Here is an 18426-nt window from a genome sequence, read left to right as displayed (position 1 = left end):
CCCGGCGGGGCCCACACACGGAAGCGGTGACGTGCCGGCGGCCGGAGTCAGGGGCGTTCGTACAGCTGGAGCAGGCCGCCCGCACAGAAGCATCCGGCGCCGAGGAGAGTGCCCCAGTCGGCGGTGTCGGCGTTGACCAGGCTGCCGGTGGTGGGGCGGGTGTAGGCGGCGAGTGCCGAGATCATGAAGAGGACGGAGCCGAGCTGGTTCACGCCGGCGATCCACCAGCCGAGGCTGCGGCGGCGCAGGCAGGGCCGTCCGCGGTGGCAGATCTCGACGAAGGCGAGGTGGCCGGAGATCAGGAACAGCAGGCAGCCGATCACGTCCGGTGCCCAGATGAGCCGGTTGGTCTGCTGGACGCTCAGCCCCTGTAGGAAGGAGTCCAGCAGGTCGACGGCGAACACCAGCGTTCCGGCGAAGAGGACGAAGGTGCTCAGCCAGTCGACCCGCGCCGGCTCGTAGCTCCACCAGCGCCAGTCGCGGGTGACCAGGCGGCCTTCGCCGCCGGGTTCGTGGCGGGGAGCGTTGACGACCTGCAACAGGCAGACGTAGCCGCCGGTGTTGAAGAACAGGCCGCCGGCGAAGTAGACCGAGGCGCAGGTGGTGGCGTCGCCGGAGCCGAACTGGGCGACAGCGGCACCGGCCGCGAAGAGCGCGCCGCCGAGGACGAAGGCGGTTGCGGCGATGGCGTTGAGCCGGCGCAGCCGGCCGAGCGTGAGGTCGTCGGCGCTGATGTTCCGGCCGGCCGGTGCTCCGGCCGGCCGGACTGCGAGGACGCCGCGGCGCCGGGCGGGCCGCGACTCCCACACGGCGGTGCCCCCGCCGGGCGGCTGCCAGGTGAGCCTGGTGGTGAAGGGCCCGGCGCCCTCGGCGCGCGGCTCGGCAGATGTCATGCGGGCGACATGGCGGCGTTGCCGTCCTCTTCCCCGGGGCTGATCAGGGAAGACGGAGCACCGTCCGGGGTGCTTCGATCTGCGGTGCGGCCGGGGCAGCCTCGTGAGTCGCTCATGGCATTTCCTGGTTCGTCGGGCCGATGGGGCAGCCGACTTCGCGCACCCCTTCAAACATGCATCGACTGTGCCAGAGCAAACCGCACATAACGGCTGTTTCATGTGCGTCGGTCCGTGCGCGTCCACTGCTCTTGCCCGCCCGTGCGGTGGTGGGCGGTTCGTTCACGGCAGCAGGCGCTGTTCCTTCGCGACGGCTACGGCGCCCGCGCGGTTGTCCACCCCGAGTTTGTCGTAGATCCGGCGCAGGTGGGTCTTGACCGTGGCCTCGCCGATGAACAGGGCCCGGGCGATGATCGCGGTTGCCCAGGCCGCGGGCGAGCTGAGCCAGGATGTCGCGTTCGCGGCCGGTGAGGGAGACCCGCGGAGTGCGCAGGCCGGCCATGACCCGGATGGCGACGGGCGCAGAGAGCGCCGGACGGCCCTGGGCGGCGGAGTGGATCGCGCCGAAGAGCTCCTCCGGGCGTTCGGCCTCGAGCAGGTAGCCGGTCGCGCCGGCCTCGGTGGCACGGGTGATGTCGGCCTCCGTGTCGTAGGTGGTCAGCACCAGGACGTGGCCGTGGACGTGGTCCTGGTACGCCTCCTCGAGCGTGGCGGCCTGCCAGCCACGTTCACGGAAGCCCGTTTCGGTGAACCGCAGCAGCGTGCCGTTCCCGGCGGGAACGAGTTCGAAGGTCACCAGCAGCGAGTTGCCGGGACCAGCGGTCTCCCCGTCGTCGGCGACCCACCGGAAGGCGAACCGCCGCGGCGGGTCGGCCTCCACCACGGTCAGCACTTCGACCTCGGCCTGCGGGCCGTGCCCGAAGCGCACCGTGCCGGTGCTCCCCGGTGTCGACGTCGCGAGTTCGGCCTCGTCCGGCCACCACTCCCGCAGGTGCTCCGGCCTGCTGATCACGTCGTACACCACCTCGGGCGTCGCCTCGATGCTGATCTCCCGCGAGATGCTGCCGTATGCCATGACACCGGCCTCTCCTCGTGCAACCTTTGGTTGCATATGGCTCTAGGACGGGTGCACGAAATGAGCAACCTTTCGTTGCGCGTGGCCCGCCGCCCCCGGCCGGCGCGCAGCAGGGCGTGGCTCAGTTGGCGATGCCCACGGTCTGCCCGATCGAGTCGGGCTCGTCGAGGATGCGCAGCATGTGGTGGGCGACATCGGCGCGCGCGGCCTTGGTGCCGCCCCGGATGTTGCGCCCGTACGCCGTCCGGTAGTCACCGGTGAGGGGCTTGTCGGTCAGCTGCGGCGGGCGCGAGATGGTCCAGTCCAGACCGCTGGCGCGGACGATGTCCTCCGTCAGGGCGAGGTCGGCGTAGTGCGCGCTGAACAGGGTGCGCGCGAAGCGGCTGCCCAGGTGGCGCATGAAGAACCCGTCGCCCGGGTCGTGCTTCGGCGGGTTCGGCCGCCCCGGCGACGGCACGGTGCCGATGGGTGCGGCGCTGACGACCACGAGGCGCCGCACACCGGTCGCCTGCATCGCGGCCACGACAGCTGCCGTGCCCCGTGAGGTGATGCCCGCCTGCGACCTCGGCTTGCGCGGTCCGAGTCCGGAGAGGACGGCGTCCTGCCCCGCGACGGCCGACGCGAGCACTTGCGGGTCTGCCGAGGCCAGGTCGGTGGTGACCACACGCACCTCACCTCCTCGCCGGGGCAGTTTCGCGGGGTCGCGCACGACGGCGGTGACATCGTGCCCGCCGTCGACGGCCTGCTCCAGGAGATGGCGGCCGATCCCGCCGGTCGCCGCGAAGATCGTGAGTTTCACTTGTTGTTCCTCTTCCCAGTTGTCGGTCGTCGGTTCCGGACGAGGGCAGCCCGGCTGCGGACCCGACGGAGCACTGCCGGGTCACGGCTGTACGGGAGTTGCCGACGGCCTGGCTACTTGCTTGCCGGTCCCCCACCGGGACGCGACCGTCCGGGCGGCTCGGGCACGTCTTCCCGGCCGCTCGGCGTGAGGTGCCGGAGCTTCTCGGGATTGGTCACGAAGTAGATGCCGCAGACCTGCCGGCTGTCCGGGGCCAGGTCGACGACCAGGACGGCGAAGAGGGAGTCGCCGTGGAACAGCAGGGCCGAGGGGTCGCCGTTGACCCGCTGGTACCGGATGTCCAGGGCGCTGGGGGCGCGGCTGGTGCCCTTGGCCAGCAGCCGGGCGACCTTGTCCCGGCCCTGCACCGGTCGCAGGCCCGCGGCCGGGGCCTTGCCCCCGCCGTCGGCCCACAACGTCACGTCCGGGGCGAGGAGTTCCAGCAGCATCCGCAGGTCGCCGCCGGACACGGCTGCCGCGAACCTCTCGGTGACCTGTTGGCGCAGGTGCGGGTCGGCCCGGTAGCGGGGGCGCCGGGCCTGGACGTGCCGGCTTGCCCGGTGGGCGAGTTGGCGGACCGCGCTCGGACTGCGGCCGAGAATGGCGGCGGTCTCGGGATGGGCGTAGCCGAACACCTCGTGCAGCACGAACACCGCGCGCTCCAGCGGAGTGAGGGTCTCCAGGACGACCAGCAGCGCCATGGACACCGACTCCGCGAGTTCGGCCGCGTCCGCGGCGTCACCGGCGTCCCCGTGCACGGGGACGCCGGTGCGGGGCGTGACCAGCGGTTCGGGCAGCCACGGGCCGACGTACGTCTCACGGCTGCGACTGATGGCGGCATGGCGGGCCAGCGCCTTGTTCACCGCGATCCGCACCAGGTAGGCGCGCGGGTGGCCGATCCGGTCCGCGTCGCGTGTCCGGCTCCTCGCTGCCCACGACACCCACGTGTCCTGGAGCACGTCCTCGGTGTCGGCGACACTGCCGAGCATGTTGTAGACGATGGAGAACAACAGCTCCCGGTGCTCGACGAACGTCCGGGTGACTGTGTCCTCACCGTCTTCACCGTCCTCACCGTCTTCGCGGGCGCCGTCGGCCGACGTGGGGTCGGACATCGTGGGACCTCCTGCCGTGTGTGCCTCCTTGGAGCCGCGGGAGCCCCGGGGTGTGACATCCCGCGGCCAGTATGTGACCCACGCCACGTCCGGCGACAGCGGAGACCCGCCGAGGACGCGCATGGTCCGGCGTCACCGGCGCCCCGGTGCGGAGGTTTCCGGGGAGACTCGAACACAATGTGACGTGGGACACATTCGCTTGCCGGGTGTCACGCTCCCGCTCCGCTCCTGCTCTCAGGTTCGACCGCCCGCGAGGGCATGGAGGGAACCGAGATGCGGATGTCGTCCATGCGGCGGCGTGCCTGGAGGAGCCCGGTCCGACGACCGGCACGGCCACCCGCCTGCTGCGCCGGCCCGCTCCCGGGGAGGGCGGCGCACGCCCGTCGGTCCGGCCACGTCCGCCCGGTTGTCACCGCCGCCTGTCATCACCGCCGCCCGCCGTCAGGAACCAGGGAACTACCAGGAAGCAGGAAAAGACCATGGAACGGATCGAGCTGACCGCGGGGCCGATCGAGTACGAGGACACCGGCGGCGACGGCCCCGTCCTGGTCCTGCTGCACGGGATGATGATGGACGCCACGCTGTGGGACACGACGGTTGCCGATCTCGCCGCGGACCACCGGTGCCTGGTACCGACGTTGCCCCTCGGCGCGCACCGGCACCCCATGCGTCCGGACGCCGACCTGTCGCTCCCCGGTGTGGCGCGGCTGGTCACGGAGTTCATCGACCGCCTCGGCCTCGGCGGCGCCACTGTCGTGGGTAACGACACCGGCGGGGCGCTCGTGCAGCTGCTCATGTGCGACAGTGCCGAGCGGATCGGTCGCGCGGTGCTCGTGTCCTGCGAGGCGTTCGACAACTTCCCGCCCGGGCTGACCGGCAGGACACTGATGGCCACCGGCAAGCTGCCGCCCCCGCTGTTCGGGCTGTTCATGCAGCAGATGCGGCTGCGGGTGCTGCGCCGGCTGCCGATCGCGTTCGGCCGGCTGACCAAGCGCGGGGACGCCGCCACCGCCCGGTGGACGGCACCGGTCAGGCAGCGTCCCGCCATTCGCCGCGACACCGTACGGATGCTGCGGGCGGCGGCGGCCGACACCCGCTTCCTGCTGTCGGCGGCCGAACACCTGCCGGACTTCCAAAACCCCGCACTCGTGGTCTGGGCGAGCGAGGACCGCGTGATGCCGCCCGCGCACGGCCACCGCCTCGTGGAACTCCTCCCGGATGCGCGACTGGTCCAGGTGGAGGACAGCTACACCCTCGTCCCGCTGGACCGGCCGGTGGAACTCGCCCGCGTCCTCCGCGAGTTCACCCACGCACCCGCAACGTCCGGCACCTTCGGGTCCGGCTGAGCCGATCCCGTGCCCGGGGCTGTCGGCCCCGCGCACATCGGACTCATCCTGGATCAAGTCCGCCAAAAGCCGACGCCAGCCTCGAAACCCTGGCACGCAAGACCGGCACCGACCTCCAGCACATCGTTGGTGTCCCGGCCGACGCTGATTCCCCGACCGTCGCTTCATCCCCCGCTACGCCGGAGCATGCGGCGCCGGCTTTCGAGTCCTTCTACGCGAGAGCGGCGACCAGGGCCAGGCCACGGCCGCCCTCCGCCTCCTCGCCCCAGGGCCGCAAGATCGGCTTTGGAGGTGTCGGGGCGTCTGGCCAGCGCCTCGACGACCGGGACCGACGCGGTGGGCGCGCATCGCACCCTCAGGAACCACAGCACCCCGCCCAACGCGGTCGGGTCGACCCCGCAGAGCACCCGCACCGCCCCGGCCGACCGCAACCGGGCGTACCGACGGGCGATGGTGCGATCCGCCGACCCGGGTCGGACGGGAGGGGGCGGAGTTGACGGGTACGGCGATGGCGGTGCCGGTGGCCGCACCGCGCAAGCGGCGGCGATGCACCGGAGGTTCCTCCTGCGATGGCGCTGGGGTGGTCTTGCGTCGAGGCGCGAACCCTAGGGCCGTGGCGGTGCGGCCGGTCACGCTCTCCAAGGCCTTGCGTTGGCGTGCTTGGGGCCAGTCGTTCTCACGTGATAGCCACCGGAAAACCGTGCGTTCCGATGTGGTGCCGGACCTGCCGGTGAGGTCCCTGATGGCATCGTTCACCGCTTTTGCCAACTGAGCGGCGGAGATGGCACCACCACGTCACCCTCGTCACCTGCGCCCAGACCTTCCTCACACTGCGGCGGCTCGACCCGAAAACCCGAATGCCGGCCTGCCCCTCTACCAGGTCCTCGACCCACTCCCATCCCTCGGAGTCGCACACCGGCGGCTCTCCGGTGGAATCGACGCAGGACGTCGCACGGGGCGCCCCCGACCCCACCGCGACCAGCCCGCGGTGGCGCCTGGTCAACGGGCTGGGTGACGGTAACGGACACGTCCGGGCACCGGCTCAGTCCATCCGTGAACGCCACCTGCTCCACGGTGGGGGCGGAGGACCTTCCGGAGGTGGAGTTACCGGTGCAGCAGGCGTGTATCGGCGAGGGCGTGCAGATCGGTGAGGGGACCGTCATGGTCGCCGACGACTTCGTACTCGCTGACGGTGCGGTGGCCGGCCCGGGCTGCGACCTGCGGTCCGCCCGCCTTGAGATGGGGCCGGGCGCGCAGGTGGGTGCGGGCAGCAGAGTGCTGGTGGCGGACGAGGTGACGCTGGGCGCCTGGGTGGTGGACGCGGGCGTGGACGTGGTGTGCCGGCAGTGGTCGGTGGGTGAGGGCAGCTACATCGGCCGGCGGCTGCGCATCGGCGCCGGGACGGCGGTGGAAGAGCGGTCGGTGGTGCGGGTCGGGCACCGGTGCCCTCGGCAACGACGTGGGAGTCAGCGCCGAGGTGGCGATCTTCACGCAGGGCCATCACGCCGGGCATGTAGAGACCGTCCAAGTCGGCCGGGGTCAGGGCGCGGACGTCGCGGACCTGGAAGCCGTCCGGGTGGGGGCGCGGCGAGGTGACCGACAGGTCATCGACCGCGGTGACGGCGTGCCCGGCGCGGCGCAGCGTCTCGGTGAGGGCGCAGCCGACGAAGCCGGCGGCTCCGGTGATCAGCAGTCGCACAGCATGGTTCCCCAAGGCTGTTGCGCGTGATGCCCTAACGAACTTGTTCGTAACGAACATGTTCGTCTAGAGTGGTGGCATGCCCCCCACATCACGCTCCCGCCGCGAACGCCCCGCCAAGCCGCCCCTGACCAGGGAGGGCATCGTCGCCACCGCCGTCGCGATCTTGCGCACGGAGGGGCTACGCAAGGTGACGATGCGGCGGCTAGCGCAGGAACTGGACACCGGCCCCGCCTCGCTGTACGTCTACGTCCGCGACACCAACGAGCTGCATGCGGCTGTCCTGGACGAACTCCTCGGCACGGTCGGCCTCACGCCGGCCGAAGACGGCTGGCGGAAGCGGCTGGAGAGGGTGCTCACCGCCTACACCAGGATGTTGCTGGAACACCCGTCCCTGGCCCGCTCAGCGTTGATCGCGCGGCCCAGCGGACCGAACTATCTGCGTCTCATCGAGATTCTGCTCGAACTGCTCGAGGCTGGCGGGGTGCCGCGCGCCCAGGCGGCGTGGGGCGTGGATCTGCTGCTGCAACACGCCACGGCAACCGCTGCCGAGCACGCCGGCGAGGAGCCCCTGGGCGACTGGCAGGTACTGGCCCAGGCTCTGCGCGACGCACCCGCCACCACCCACCCGCACATCGCCGCCGACCCCGGCGCGCTGCTCTCCGGCACCCCCGAGGCCCGCCTGTCGTGGGCCTTCCAGACCCTGATCAACGGCATCGAGCAGACCGCCGTGCCGACCGAAGGCCAGGAGGCCCTATGACCATCGTCCCCCTTCCTCACCACCCCGTCGCCGTCGTCGGTGCCGGCCTTGGCGGACTCACCCTCGCCCGTGTACTGCACGTGCACGGCATCAAGGCCGCACTGTTCGACTTGGACGTCTCACCGGAGGCCCGGACACAGGGCGGCATGCTCGACATCCACGACAACTCTGGCCAGGAGGCGTTGCGGGCCGCCGGTCTGCACGAGGAGTTCCTGACGCGCGTTCATGCCGGCGGACAAGCGGTACGGGTCCTCGACCAGGACGGCATCGTCCGGTTCGCGGCGGCCGACGACGGCACTCACGTGCGGCCCGAGATAGAGCGGGGCGAGCTGCGCGAGCTGCTGCTGGACTCACTGCCTGCGGGGAGGGTTCGCTGGGGCGCCAAGGTCACGGACGCGCAACCGCTGGGCGGCGGCCGGCACCGGGTGACGCTCGCGGACGGCACTGCGTTCACCACGGACCTCCTGGTCGGCGCGGACGGCGCATGGTCACGCGTCCGGTCGCTCCTCTCCTCCGCCCGACCGGCTTACACGGGTGTGTCGTTCGTCGAAGCGGACTTGCTGGAAGCGGATCTGCGGCACCCGACGAGCGCGGAGGTGGTCGGCGGCGGCATGCTGTTCGCGCTCGGCGCGGGCCATGGCTTCCTCGCGCATCGCGAGACCGACGGCAGCCTGCACATCTACGCGGCTGTCGAGGCACCGGAGGACTGGCTGGACGGCATCGACTTCACCAATACCGAAGCGGCGAAGACGGTCGTACTGAAGGAGTTTGACGGCTGGGCCGAGAGCCTACGGGCGTTGATCGCCGATGCGGACGGGGCACTTGTACCCCGCCTGATCCACGCCCTGCCGCCCGGTCACCGATGGGGCCGCATCCCCGGCGTCACGCTCCTCGGCGACGCCGCCCATCTGATGTCCCCGTTCGCGGGCGAGGGCGCCAACCTGGCGCTGCTCGATGGCGCCGAACTGGGCCTGGCTGTGGCCGCGCACCCCGGGGACACCGAGGCCGCCCTGGCCGCCTACGAAGCGAAAATGTTCCCACGCGCCCAGGCCTCCGCAACGCGGTCCGCTGTCAACCAGTCCTCGCTGTTCCGCGCGGATGCCCCACAGGGGCTGCTCGACATATTCGCCAGTACACCACACTGACCGGTTGAGCTTCTTGCCGACCTCGAGACCCCGCAAGGCGCGGGCCACGGTGGCGTCCCCTTCACCGGCTGCGAGTCCACGACCGCCGCGGTCGGCTCCGGGCTGCGGCCCTCAGCTCCGCAGACGGCCTCGCGCAGTTCAGGTCGTGCAGCTCGGCCCGCCACTCCCGCACCCCGCCCAGCGGGCGAAGAAGGCGTAGGGTCCTTCGGTTTGGACCAGCGGGCGGACAGAGGAAGATGGCCCGCGATGTGGAGTCCGGCCAGGTAGACGGCGGCGGCCTTTTCGTAGCGGGTGGCGATACCTCGCCACTGCTTGAGGCGGTTGATGCACCGCTCGACGGTGTTGCGCTGCTTGTAGGTCTCCCGGTCGAACGCCGCTGGCCTGCCGCCTCGGCTGCCCCGGCGGAGCCGGTGGCTGCGCTGGTCCGCCGGGACGGGCATCGCGATCGCTTTCCCCGCCAACGTTGTCAGCAGTATTGGTCTATACCTTGACTGGTACACACCAACTCGTCGAATATGGCTCCCACACCCCGCCCAAGGCGCCCGGACGGCATGGCCGCCCCCTGGGACAGCGTGCGCAAGGCACTGCCTCGCCTCCGGTGCAGCCTGGCCCGGCAAAGGAGTTGCTCAATGTCGAAGCGCCGCCTGTCCGCACTCATGGCCGCGATCGTGATCGGAGCCACCGCTCCGGCGCTGCTGCCGGCCACCGGCGCCTCTGCCGCGTCCTGCTCCAGCTACCCGAGCTGGACGGCCGGCAAGGCTTACGTCACCGGCGACATCGTCCGCTACACCGACGGCAAGACGTACATCGCCGAACACGACAATCCGGGTTACGACCCCACCATCAGCACCTGGTACTGGGACCCGTACGCCTGCGACGCCGGCCCGACCGACCCCTCCGGCAGCTTCGTCGTGAGCGAGGCGCAGTTCAACCAGATGTTCCCCAACCGGAACCCCTTCTACACCTACAGCGGTCTCAAGGCCGCGCTCAGCGCCTACCCGGGCTTCGCGAACACCGGCAGCGACACCACCAAGAAGCAAGAGGCTGCGGCCTTCCTCGCCAACGTCAGTCACGAGACCGGCGGCTTGGTCTACGTGGTGGAGCAGAATACCGCCAACTACCCACACTACTGCGACTGGAGCCAGCCGTACGGCTGCCCGGCCGGCCAGTCCGCCTACTACGGCCGCGGGCCCATCCAGCTCAGCTGGAACTTCAACTACAAGGCCGCGGGCGACGCACTCGGCATCGACCTGCTCCACAACCCGAACCTGGTGCAGACCGACGCTTCGGTCGCCTGGAAGACGGGGCTCTGGTACTGGAACACCCAGACCGGACCGGGCTCGATGACTCCGCACAACGCGATGGTCAACGGTGCCGGATTCGGCCAGACCATCCGCAGCATCAACGGCTCCCTGGAGTGCGACGGCAAGAACCCCGCGCAGGTGCAGAGCCGCGTGGACGCCTACCAGCGGTTCGTGCAGATCCTGGGCACCTCCGCGGGCGCCAACCTCTACTGCTGAAGCGCGGCCCGCGCCCCGGGCGGGCCCGGCGGCCCGCCCGGGGCGCGGAGCGGCGGGCATGCCCGCAGCGGTGCCCGACGCGACGATCGTGAGCGCGCTGTTGGAGTGCTGGGGGTTGCCGGCGCGGATGCGTGCGCGCTCGTCGAGGGCTGGGGTCAGGTGGCGGCGGTGGCTTTGTCGAGCGAGGCGAGGGCTGCGGCGGCCTCGGCCTGGCGGGGGCTCCTCAACGCGGTCAGGGCGTGATGGGCGTCGAGCAGCGTCTGCCGGGCCTCCCGGTGACCCGTGGCGGTGAGCACCTGGCCCAGGTCGAGCCGCGCCGCCTCCGCCCAGGCCGGCATCTGCGCGTCCTCGAAGGCGGCCAGGGCCTGCCGCAGAGGCGGTTCGGCCTCGTGCCACCGTTCCAGGGCCGCCAGGTCGTTGCCGATCTGCTGCTGGGCGACCGCGTGGTACAACGCGATCAGCTCCTGCGTCCGGCCTGGTACCCCCACGCGGCAGATCCGCTCGCTGCGGCGGTGGATGTCCAGGGCTTCTGCCGCCCGGCCGGCCTGCCGCAGCAGGGTACCGAGGGAGTTGAGTATCGTCAGCTCGGCCAGCCGGGACTGCGGGGTGTCCTGCTGGGCGAGGCGCCGGGCCGCCTCGTGCAGGCGCGCGTGGGCTTCCTGCGTCCGCCCCAGCCGGTGGAGCGCGCCGGCGCTGTAGCCGAGTGCCCAGCCCTCCTGGAGCCCGTCCCCGCACTCGCGGGCCGCCACGAGCGCGGCTTCGGCGCTCTCCAGGGCACTATGAGGGTCGTGGAGGCATAGGTTGTAGGCCCAGGCGAGACAGTTGAGGTGGACCGCCTCCTCCCGTCTGCTGCCCAGGGCGCGGGCGGAGTCGGCGGAGCGCTGGAACACCTCCACCCACTGCTCCCAGTGCTGGTTGCGGTCGGAGAACCAGTGCATCGCCTCCGCCGTGTCCAGGACCTGCCGGTGCCGGCCGGCGTCATGGGCCCGGCGCAGGGCGGCCAGCCATTGGGCCTGCTCGGCCTCCAGCCACGCCCGCGCCTCTTCCTGACCGGCGGGCGCTCCCTCCGGGTCCGGGTCGCCGTGCGGCGCGGTCCCGTCACGGTGGACGTCGAAGTGCAGGGCGGCGGCGGTGGCCCGGCGCAGCATCCAGTTCGCGGCCCGGTCGAGGGCGGCGTCGCGGGCCTCGGGGCCGTCCTCGGCCGTGACCTGCTCGGCCGCGTACAGCTTGAGGAGGTCGTGGAAGCGGTAGCGCTCCGTGGCGGGCTCGCTGTGAAGAAGTCCGGCGTCGGTCAGCTCCTCCGCACAGGCGAGAGCCTCGTCGCAGGACAGACCGGCCAGGAGCGCGCCGGTCTCGGGGCTGAAGTCCGCTCCGGCGGCCAGCGCGGCGCGACGCAGGAAAATCCGCGCCTGGGGGCGCAGTTGCCGGTACGACAGCGCGAAGGCCGCGCGCACCCGCAGGCTTCCGGCCTGAAGGCCGTCCAGCCGCCGGCCCTCGGCGGTGAGGCGGGCAACGAGCTTGCCCAGCCGTTCGTGGGGCCGGCTCAGGAGCCGCTGGCCGGCGATCCGGACGGCCAGCGGCAGGTGCCCGCACAGGTCGGAGAGGTCGCGTGCGGCCTGTGCCTCCGCCTGCACCCGTTCCGGGCCGATGATGCGGGTCAGGAGTTCCACCGCCTCCTCGCGCCGCAGCAGGGCCAGATCGGCGCGGTGGACGGATTCCAGGCCCGCCAGGGCATGGCGGCTGGTGACCATGGTCAGTGACGCGCCGGTGCCGGGCAGCAGCGGGATGACCTGGGACTCGTCCGCGGCGTTGTCCAGCAGCAGGAGCAGCCGTCGCCCGCCGGACAGGGACCGCCACAGACCGGCACGGTCGTCGGTGCCGGAAGGTATCGCCGCCTCCGCGACGCCCACCGCGCCCAGCAGTCGGGCCAGCGCCTCCCTGGGGGTGGTCGGCTCGGGATCCATGCCGTGCAGGTGCAGGGCGAACTGCCCGTCCGGGAAGTGCGGGGCGAGACGGTGCGCGGCGTGCACCGCGAACGCGGTCTTGCCCAGCCCGGGCTGCCCGGTGACCACGGTGACCACCGGCCTGCCCCGCTCGGCGTCCCGCGCCAGGTCCACCAACCGGGCCAGGGCTGGGCCGCGGGCGGTGAAGTCCTCGATGTCGCGCGGCAGGGCCAGGGTACCGGCGGCGGCCGGGCCGGTGGCCGTCCCGGGCCGCGGGCGGCCGAGGGCAGCGGCCCCCTCCAGGGCCGCGGCCTCGTCGTCGTCCAGCCTCAGTGCCTCGGACAGAGCCTGGACGGTACGGCGCTGCGGCCCCCGGGTACGCCCGCGTTCCATGTCCGCAAGCGCCCTGACACTCACCCCGGCCGTATGGGACAGCGCCTCCTGGCTGAGCCCGGCACGAGCCCGCAGGCCGCGCAGTCGTTGCCCGAAGTCCCCTGTGGAGGACGTGCCGTGCCGCACCGTCGATGCCCCCGATCATCCGGCTCGTCCGGATGCGAGCTCCGGCAGAAGTATGGCCGATCTTGGTTCTGCCGGGAGAACCGCCTGGGCGACGCAGACCGGAAGTGATCGACTGACGGCAGACGCGGACACCCCGGGCACACCCTGCTGTCCGGCCACCGGCCGGACCGGGGCAACTCACAACCGCGGCACATGACCAGGACTCTTTTTCGACCGGCGGCGCCGGGCGACGGCTCCGCACCACTCACGGGGGGACTCTCCTTGAACACCATCAACTCCTTGCGGCACCGTTCCACGCTGCTCGCCGTCGCGGGCACGGTTCTCGCCCTGTCCCTCACCGCCTGCCAGGGCGACACGGACGGTACGTCGGCGTCCGCGGCGACCTCCTCGGCCGCCGCTTCGGCGACCTCCTCGGCGACGGGGGCGGGGAACGGCAAGGACAACAGCGCCTCCGGCTCGCCGGGTTCGGCGGACTCGGCCGGTTCCACCGGTTCGACGGGCTCCACCGGCGCCGGCGGCTCCGCGGGGGCGACCGGCTCGTCCGGCGAGCACGCCTCCGCCTCCACCCCGGTCTGCACGGCACGGGACATCACTGTCACCGCCGCCCGGCAGGACGGCCCGCCCTACACCCACCTCGTCCTCACCGCGAAGAACACCTCCCGCCGCTCCTGCCGGCTGGCGGGCTTCCCGCACGTGCAGTTCCTGGAGAGCCACAAGCAGGACGTGCCGGCCGTTGCCAAGAGCAAGCCGGCCACGCCGGTCGTGATCACGCCGGGCGCCCCGGCCTACGCCCTGGTGAAGCTGTCGGACGGCGGTGTCGACGAGGACGCGGAGCCGGTGACGGCGTTCTCCATCACCCTGGAGGGCGACTCCACGGTCATCGCCGTCACCGCGCCCGGCAGCGGCGGCATCGCCGTCGACCCGGCGAAGGCCCTCACCGGCTACTGGACCCCAGAACTGCGCAACGGCGCGGACGACTTCTGAGCCCCGCCGTACGGCATGACGGCCCCGCGCGGGCCGTCAGCCATCGGCGCTGATCTCTGCTGCGGCCAACTCCCCCTGTAGCGGACCTCCTGCTCGGCTTCCTCTGCCGAGCCCGGCCCCAGCTGCGTGGCGTCGTGGGTGGTGATGCCGTGCTGGGACAGGGCGCCGCGGTTGGTGACCCGCAGGCGACGCGCCGTGGCTCCCCGACGGATCGTCTCCCGGTCCGCCGCGGGGCGGCCCGCCGGTCGCCCTGAGGCTGTTGATCGAACGCTGGTGCGACGGTCAGGGCGGGTGCGGCAGCAGGCGGGCCGGCCGGGCCGGCTGCGCCATCGCGCTGGGCGTGCCTTCGGGCGCGCGAGGCACTGGCCCTCTGCACGGACTCGTTCAGCGCAGGCTGAACACCTGATGCGGCTGTTCGGATTCGGGGCCTGCACAAGCGGAGTGCAGAGCGCCACCCGTTGCCTGGTCGGCGGCAACAGCACGGTAGTCCGGCGGGTGGACGGAGACGGACATCAGGCGCCGGTGCCCGGGGGGCCGTGACAGGCGAGGCAGGGATGAGTTCGTCGGTCCCGCTCGGTGCGGCTGGCCCCCCGGTCGGTCCGCAGGGCGGCGTGTCCTTCCGGCCCCTTCAATAGCCGCGCGGACCGTCAGCGACACCGAATTGACGGGAGTGACCTACAGGTCGTTGCAACCGCTACAAAGTCCCCGCTGCACTCGTTCAACGCAGAGGGGGGATTCCTTTGCGCGCACGTCTTGTTGCCCCGGCCATCGCTGTCGCTCTCACCGGTGTTCTGTTCAGCGCACCGACCGTGTCCGCGGCCACGCTGCCGTCCACGAACACCGCTCACCACTGCGTCCACCACACCACCGGGCTGTGTAGCTGGACGCACCACCAAAAGCCCAAGGACAAGTACGAGACCGCCAAGCGCAAGGATGCGTCCCTGTCCTACTCGCGGCACTCGCAAGGGACGTGTTCCCACCACCACGGCGTCCGCTACGTTCAAGTAGACCCGCCCCCGATGGTGGCCGCCTTCCACCTCCGGCTCACCGCGCCGGTGCCAGCGACGCACTGTGTCGTTCCGCCCCTGGGTTTGCCGGCACCGTCAGGGGTCATGCGCACAGCAGTACCTCAGACCGGCAACCGAGGAAGGTGAGCGACATGGCCGCCAGCGAGAAGGCCAGGGCCAAGGCCGAACAGGCAGTGGGCAAGGCCGCTCAGGCAGCCGGACATGCCGTGGGCAATCACAAGCTGATTGCCAAAGGCCACGCGGCCGAGGCCGCGGGTAACGCCCGCGAGGCCAAAGAGGCGCTGAAGGACACCGGCCGGCGCTGACGAACGTGGGGGGTGACCGGTAACCGGCCACCCCGCACGCATGTCCTCCCTCTTTCCGTGAAGACCGCAGCCGCACCGACCGTGACCATGCGGTCTGGATCCCCGGCCCGCTCCCGCCGCCCGCAGTAGGGATCAGCGGGGCCGTCAACCGGTGCCAGGCCCTGCTGGAGCGGTCCCCGTCCCGACCTCACCATGCAGCCGGTAGCGGCCGGCCCATCGTCCGGCGGTGTGTGGCTGACTTGGAAGCGCTCCGCAGCTCGCCGCAGCGGCCAGTCGTCGTCCACAACACACCGGGCCGGCCGCAGTCTGCCGGTCGGGGTCAACGGGGCAGCGGTAGAGCAGGGCCGGGAGCAGCCGGGCGACGGTGGACTTGCCCACGGCCACCGAGCCGGCCACGCCTATGACGAACGGGGTGCCGGACTGGGAGCCCTTCTCACCGAGGAACGTGTTCAAGGCCCCTCTCGGGCCGCCCGTGGCGCCGACGTAGAGGTTGAGGAGCCGGGAGAGCGGGAGGTGGATGTTCCGCACCTCGTCCAGGTCCATGACGTCGCCCAGACCGTGCAGCTTCTCCACCTCCTCGGCGGTGAGCGCCAGGGGCGTCTTGTCGCGCAGCGCGAGTGAGGTCGACGTAGGGATTCGCCTCCGGCCTGTGCCGGTGGGCGCTCCGGGGCATCGGGGAGACCGGTGAAACCACAGTTCATCGTGAACGGACTCCGAACGGGGCGGCGGGATGGGGCACGTCAGGTGAGCCTCGCGCACGGCTCGGAGAACCGGACGGCGTTCGTCCCCAGCGACGGTCCTGGGGACGAACGCCGTCCGTGCCGCTATGGCTGCTCGACCCGGTACTCCACTTCTGACATGAGGAACTCGCCGTAGTGCATCGCCAAGCCCAGTACGCGTGGTCGCGCGTACTGATCCGGGGGAGTCTCGCGCCGGACCGGTGCCCGGGCCCGGTCAGGCCACCGAGCCAGTTCGTCGATCTTCAGATCGAGATCGCTCGGGCGACCGACGTCCCAGGTCACCTCCCACTCGACGCGGTGCCGGGCCCATCCGTATGCTCCGAGGTATGGCTGTGCCCGAGCGGGACGTGTCGGACGACGGACCCGCCACCGCCGTCGGACCTTCCCTACGGGTCGCCTCCCCAGCGGGGAAGTGGGTCCTGCTGACGACCGTCCTCGGGTCCAGCATGGCCCTGCTGGACTCGACGGTCGTCAACGTCGCCCTGCCGGCCATCGGCCGTGACCTGGACGCGAGCCTCGCCGCGCTCCAGTGGACCGTCAACGGCTACATGCTCTCGCTGGCCGGGCTGATCCTGCTCGGCGGCTCGCTCGGCGACCGCTTCGGACGCCGGAGGATCTTCGTCGTCGGCGTGGTCTGGTTCGCCGCCGCGTCGCTGATGTGCGGGCTCGCGCCGAACGTCGGCATCCTCATCGCGGCCCGCGTGCTCCAGGGCGTCGGCGGGGCGCTGCTCACCCCCGGTTCCCTGGCGATCATCCAGGCCTCCTTCCACCCCGCCGACCGGGCCCGGGCCGTCGGCCTGTGGTCGGGCCTCGGGGGCGTCGGGGCCGCCGTCGGACCGTTCCTCGGCGGCTGGCTGGTGGACGGGCCGGGCTGGCGCTGGGTCTTCCTGCTGAACATCCCCGCCGCGCTGGTCTGCGTGCCCGTCGCCCTGCGGCACGTCCCGGAGTCCTCCGGTCCCTTCGACGCGAGCAACGCCGACAGCGGGCGAGCCGCGCCACGCCGCCGCTTCGACGTCCTCGGGGCCGTTCTCGGCGCGGCGGCCCTCGCGCTGGTGACGTACGCCCTGATCGGGGCCCGGAGCAGCTCCGTGCTCGTGCCGGTGACGGCGGTCGTGGGTGTGGCGGCGGGCGTGGCCTTCGTGCGGGTCGAGCGGCGGCGGCCCGATCCGATGATGCCGCCGGACATCTTCGCGTCGCGCCAGTTCACGGCCGTGAACCTGGTGACGCTGTGCGTCTACGCGGCTTTCGGCGGCTTCTTCTTCCTGACCGCGCTCCAGCTCCAGGTGGTGGCGGGCTACTCTGCGCTCGAAGCCGGTACGGCCCTGCTGCCGGCCACGGCCCTGATGCTGCTGTTCTCCGCCCGCTCCGGCGAACTCGCCCAGCGGATCGGACCGCGCATCCCGCTCACGGTCGGCCCCCTGCTGTGCGCGACCGCCATGCTGCTGATGCTGCGGGTCGGCAAGGACGCCTCGTACGTCGCGGACGTGCTGCCCGCGCTGGTGGTGATGGGCCTCGGCATGGTCACCCTGGTCGCGCCGCTGACCGCGACCGTGCTGGCCTCGGTGGACACCGGGCGGGCCGGGCTGGCGAGCGGCATCAACAACGCGGCGGCCCGCGCCGCCGGTCTCGTCGCCGTGGCCGCGCTGCCCGTGCTCACCGGGATGGGCTCGGAGGCGTACCGCTCGGCGGACGCCTTCGACGCCGCGTTCCGGCGGGCGATGCCGCTCTGCGCGGGCGTGCTGGTGGTCGGCGCGGTGCTCGCCTTCACGACGGTGCGCCGCCCCGCCCCGGACTGCCGGCGCCCCGAGTGCCGTACCCACGGCTCGATCCTGGCGCCGCCGCTGGAACCCCGCCGCACCAGTCACGGCACCCTGGGCCCCACGGGCCCGGACACCCCCGGCACGGGCCCGACACCCTGACCGCGTCCGGGTCCACGCAGGGCCCCTGACCGTGCCCCGCGCGGAAAGGTGCCGCTGCCGCTCCGCCGGGCGGTGGACCGGGTGCGGGCATGCGCCGGACTGGAATCCGTGACCGAACCAGCGATCGGCCCCGCGGCGGCGCTTGACGACCTCCAGGGCGACTGCCTGCCCGTCGAGGAGGTGATGCTCGACGGGGAGTTCTTCGATCGTTTCCGCGTTGCGTCCGGTGACGGCGACCCCGAACACGACCAGTGGGACGATGCGACCGGCGTCGGGGGAAGAGTCTCCCAGTAGGGGTGCCACCACAGCCGCACGGACAGGCGGGGGTGGCGTCCCTGCCAGAAAACAACCGGCTGGTGCAGTACGAGGCACCGCCGACCCCGTCCCCACGTCCGAAGCGGGGAGCCGACCCGGGCCGCTCGGACGGAGGACATTCGGGCCCGGCTCCAGGCGGTGACGGCGGCGGGACACGCAGCCCGCTGCGGCCCGAGGGCTGTTGCCCTGGCCAATGGGCCGTGCGTCACCCAGGTCACCGGCCGGCTGTGGGTCGACAACCCCCGACGGCCAGTCACCGGAGTGCGAAGGGCTCCGGTGACCCACCTG

General features: G+C 71.9%; 13 protein-coding genes and 6 pseudogenes. 8 read left to right on the top strand and 11 right to left on the bottom strand.

The window, feature by feature from the left end; all coding sequences use genetic code 11:
* Window positions 1-47: 47 nt before the first annotated feature.
* The 5 genes and pseudogenes from ABZ117_RS16340 to sigJ form a co-directional block, all read right to left on the bottom strand.
* Window positions 48-893 carry a hypothetical protein gene (locus tag ABZ117_RS16340; RefSeq protein WP_356821247.1) on the bottom strand — a complete coding sequence of 282 codons (846 nt, stop codon included), beginning with the start codon at window positions 891-893 and terminating at the stop codon, window positions 48-50.
* Between the two features lie 279 nt (window positions 894-1172).
* A pseudogene (locus ABZ117_RS16335) lies at window positions 1173-1563 on the bottom strand (response regulator transcription factor); the annotation flags it as partial.
* A gap of 57 nt (window positions 1564-1620) precedes the next feature.
* Window positions 1621-1965, bottom strand: a pseudogene (locus ABZ117_RS16330) (SRPBCC domain-containing protein); the annotation flags it as partial.
* 121 nt (window positions 1966-2086) lie between these two features.
* Window positions 2087-2764: an NAD(P)H-binding protein gene (locus tag ABZ117_RS16325; RefSeq protein WP_356821245.1), complete on the bottom strand. Its 678-nt coding sequence runs from the start codon at window positions 2762-2764 to the stop codon at window positions 2087-2089.
* A gap of 113 nt (window positions 2765-2877) precedes the next feature.
* Window positions 2878-3915, bottom strand: a complete 1038-nt coding sequence (sigJ, locus tag ABZ117_RS16320) for an RNA polymerase sigma factor SigJ (RefSeq protein WP_356821244.1) — start codon at window positions 3913-3915, stop codon at window positions 2878-2880.
* 479 nt (window positions 3916-4394) lie between these two features.
* Between sigJ and ABZ117_RS16315 the strand changes: the two genes are divergently transcribed.
* A complete protein-coding gene (locus ABZ117_RS16315; RefSeq protein WP_356821242.1) occupies window positions 4395-5261 on the top strand; it encodes an alpha/beta hydrolase in 867 nt (288 codons plus the stop codon).
* A gap of 1104 nt (window positions 5262-6365) precedes the next feature.
* Here the strand turns inward: ABZ117_RS16315 and ABZ117_RS16310 are convergent.
* Window positions 6366-6752, bottom strand: coding sequence for a hypothetical protein (locus ABZ117_RS16310; RefSeq protein ID WP_356821290.1), 387 nt, complete (start codon window positions 6750-6752; stop codon window positions 6366-6368).
* Window positions 6753-6867: 115 nt separating this feature from the next.
* Window positions 6868-7020 (bottom strand): annotated as a pseudogene (locus tag ABZ117_RS16305) (NAD-dependent epimerase/dehydratase family protein); the annotation flags it as partial.
* 19 nt (window positions 7021-7039) lie between these two features.
* On the opposite strand from ABZ117_RS16305, the gene ABZ117_RS16300 reads away from it, so the two are divergent.
* Window positions 7040-7720, top strand: a complete 681-nt coding sequence (locus ABZ117_RS16300; protein ID WP_356821240.1) for a TetR/AcrR family transcriptional regulator — start codon at window positions 7040-7042, stop codon at window positions 7718-7720.
* The gene (locus tag ABZ117_RS16295; protein WP_356821238.1) at window positions 7717-8865 is read left to right on the top strand and encodes an NAD(P)/FAD-dependent oxidoreductase; all 1149 of its coding nucleotides are present in this window, start codon (window positions 7717-7719) and stop codon (window positions 8863-8865) included. The genes ABZ117_RS16300 and ABZ117_RS16295 overlap by 4 nt, the downstream gene beginning before the upstream one ends.
* A 257-nt stretch (window positions 8866-9122) precedes the next feature.
* Here the strand turns inward: ABZ117_RS16295 and ABZ117_RS16290 are convergent.
* A pseudogene (locus tag ABZ117_RS16290) lies at window positions 9123-9248 on the bottom strand (IS5/IS1182 family transposase); the annotation flags it as partial.
* Between the two features lie 246 nt (window positions 9249-9494).
* On the opposite strand from ABZ117_RS16290, the gene ABZ117_RS16285 reads away from it, so the two are divergent.
* Window positions 9495-10385 carry a glycoside hydrolase family 19 protein gene (locus ABZ117_RS16285; protein ID WP_356821236.1) on the top strand — a complete coding sequence of 297 codons (891 nt, stop codon included), beginning with the start codon at window positions 9495-9497 and terminating at the stop codon, window positions 10383-10385.
* Window positions 10386-10540: 155 nt separating this feature from the next.
* On the opposite strand, the gene ABZ117_RS16280 is transcribed toward ABZ117_RS16285, so the two are convergent.
* Complete coding sequence (locus tag ABZ117_RS16280) at window positions 10541-12847, bottom strand: helix-turn-helix domain-containing protein (RefSeq protein WP_356821235.1); 2307 nt, start codon at window positions 12845-12847, stop codon at window positions 10541-10543.
* A gap of 261 nt (window positions 12848-13108) precedes the next feature.
* Between ABZ117_RS16280 and ABZ117_RS16275 the strand changes: the two genes are divergently transcribed.
* Together ABZ117_RS16275 and ABZ117_RS16270 are read left to right on the top strand one after the other, a co-directional pair.
* Window positions 13109-13831 carry a DUF4232 domain-containing protein gene (locus tag ABZ117_RS16275; protein WP_356821233.1) on the top strand — a complete coding sequence of 241 codons (723 nt, stop codon included), beginning with the start codon at window positions 13109-13111 and terminating at the stop codon, window positions 13829-13831.
* A 1159-nt stretch (window positions 13832-14990) separates the two neighbouring features.
* A complete protein-coding gene (locus ABZ117_RS16270; RefSeq protein ID WP_356821232.1) occupies window positions 14991-15164 on the top strand; it encodes a CsbD family protein in 174 nt (57 codons plus the stop codon).
* A gap of 198 nt (window positions 15165-15362) precedes the next feature.
* On the opposite strand, the pseudogene ABZ117_RS16265 reads toward ABZ117_RS16270, so the two are convergent.
* Window positions 15363-15487: pseudogene (locus ABZ117_RS16265) on the bottom strand (leucine zipper domain-containing protein); the annotation flags it as partial.
* A gap of 13 nt (window positions 15488-15500) precedes the next feature.
* A pseudogene (locus ABZ117_RS16260) lies at window positions 15501-15837 on the bottom strand (type I pantothenate kinase); the annotation flags it as partial.
* Between the two features lie 393 nt (window positions 15838-16230).
* Here ABZ117_RS16260 and ABZ117_RS16255 point away from each other — a divergent pair.
* Window positions 16231-17823 (top strand): MFS transporter, encoded by a 1593-nt coding sequence (locus tag ABZ117_RS16255; RefSeq protein ID WP_356821231.1) that lies wholly within the window; start codon window positions 16231-16233, stop codon window positions 17821-17823.
* Window positions 17824-17931: 108 nt separating this feature from the next.
* Complete coding sequence (locus ABZ117_RS16250; protein ID WP_356821230.1) at window positions 17932-18117, top strand: hypothetical protein; 186 nt, start codon at window positions 17932-17934, stop codon at window positions 18115-18117.
* Window positions 18118-18426 lie beyond the last annotated feature (309 nt).

Origin of the sequence: Streptomyces sp. NPDC006309 (genome assembly GCF_040613095.1) — a bacterium.
Lineage (GTDB): Bacteria > Actinomycetota > Actinomycetes > Streptomycetales > Streptomycetaceae > Streptomyces.
This window is presented reverse-complemented; position numbering and strand designations above follow the sequence as displayed.

Excerpts from the sequence above, each read along its gene's own strand:
- ABZ117_RS16315 (WP_356821242.1), top strand. The coding sequence starts at position 4,395 with ATGGAACGGATCGAGCTGACCGCGGGGCCGATCGAGTACGAGGACACC.
- ABZ117_RS16285 (WP_356821236.1), top strand. The coding sequence starts at position 9,495 with ATGTCGAAGCGCCGCCTGTCCGCACTCATGGCCGCGATCGTGATCGGA.
- ABZ117_RS16340 (WP_356821247.1), bottom strand. The coding sequence starts at position 893 with ATGACATCTGCCGAGCCGCGCGCCGAGGGCGCCGGGCCCTTCACCACC.
- ABZ117_RS16300 (WP_356821240.1), top strand. The coding sequence starts at position 7,040 with ATGCCCCCCACATCACGCTCCCGCCGCGAACGCCCCGCCAAGCCGCCC.
- ABZ117_RS16270 (WP_356821232.1), top strand. The coding sequence starts at position 14,991 with ATGGCCGCCAGCGAGAAGGCCAGGGCCAAGGCCGAACAGGCAGTGGGC.
- ABZ117_RS16255 (WP_356821231.1), top strand. The coding sequence starts at position 16,231 with ATGGCTGTGCCCGAGCGGGACGTGTCGGACGACGGACCCGCCACCGCC.
- sigJ (WP_356821244.1), bottom strand. The coding sequence starts at position 3,915 with ATGTCCGACCCCACGTCGGCCGACGGCGCCCGCGAAGACGGTGAGGAC.
- ABZ117_RS16295 (WP_356821238.1), top strand. The coding sequence starts at position 7,717 with ATGACCATCGTCCCCCTTCCTCACCACCCCGTCGCCGTCGTCGGTGCC.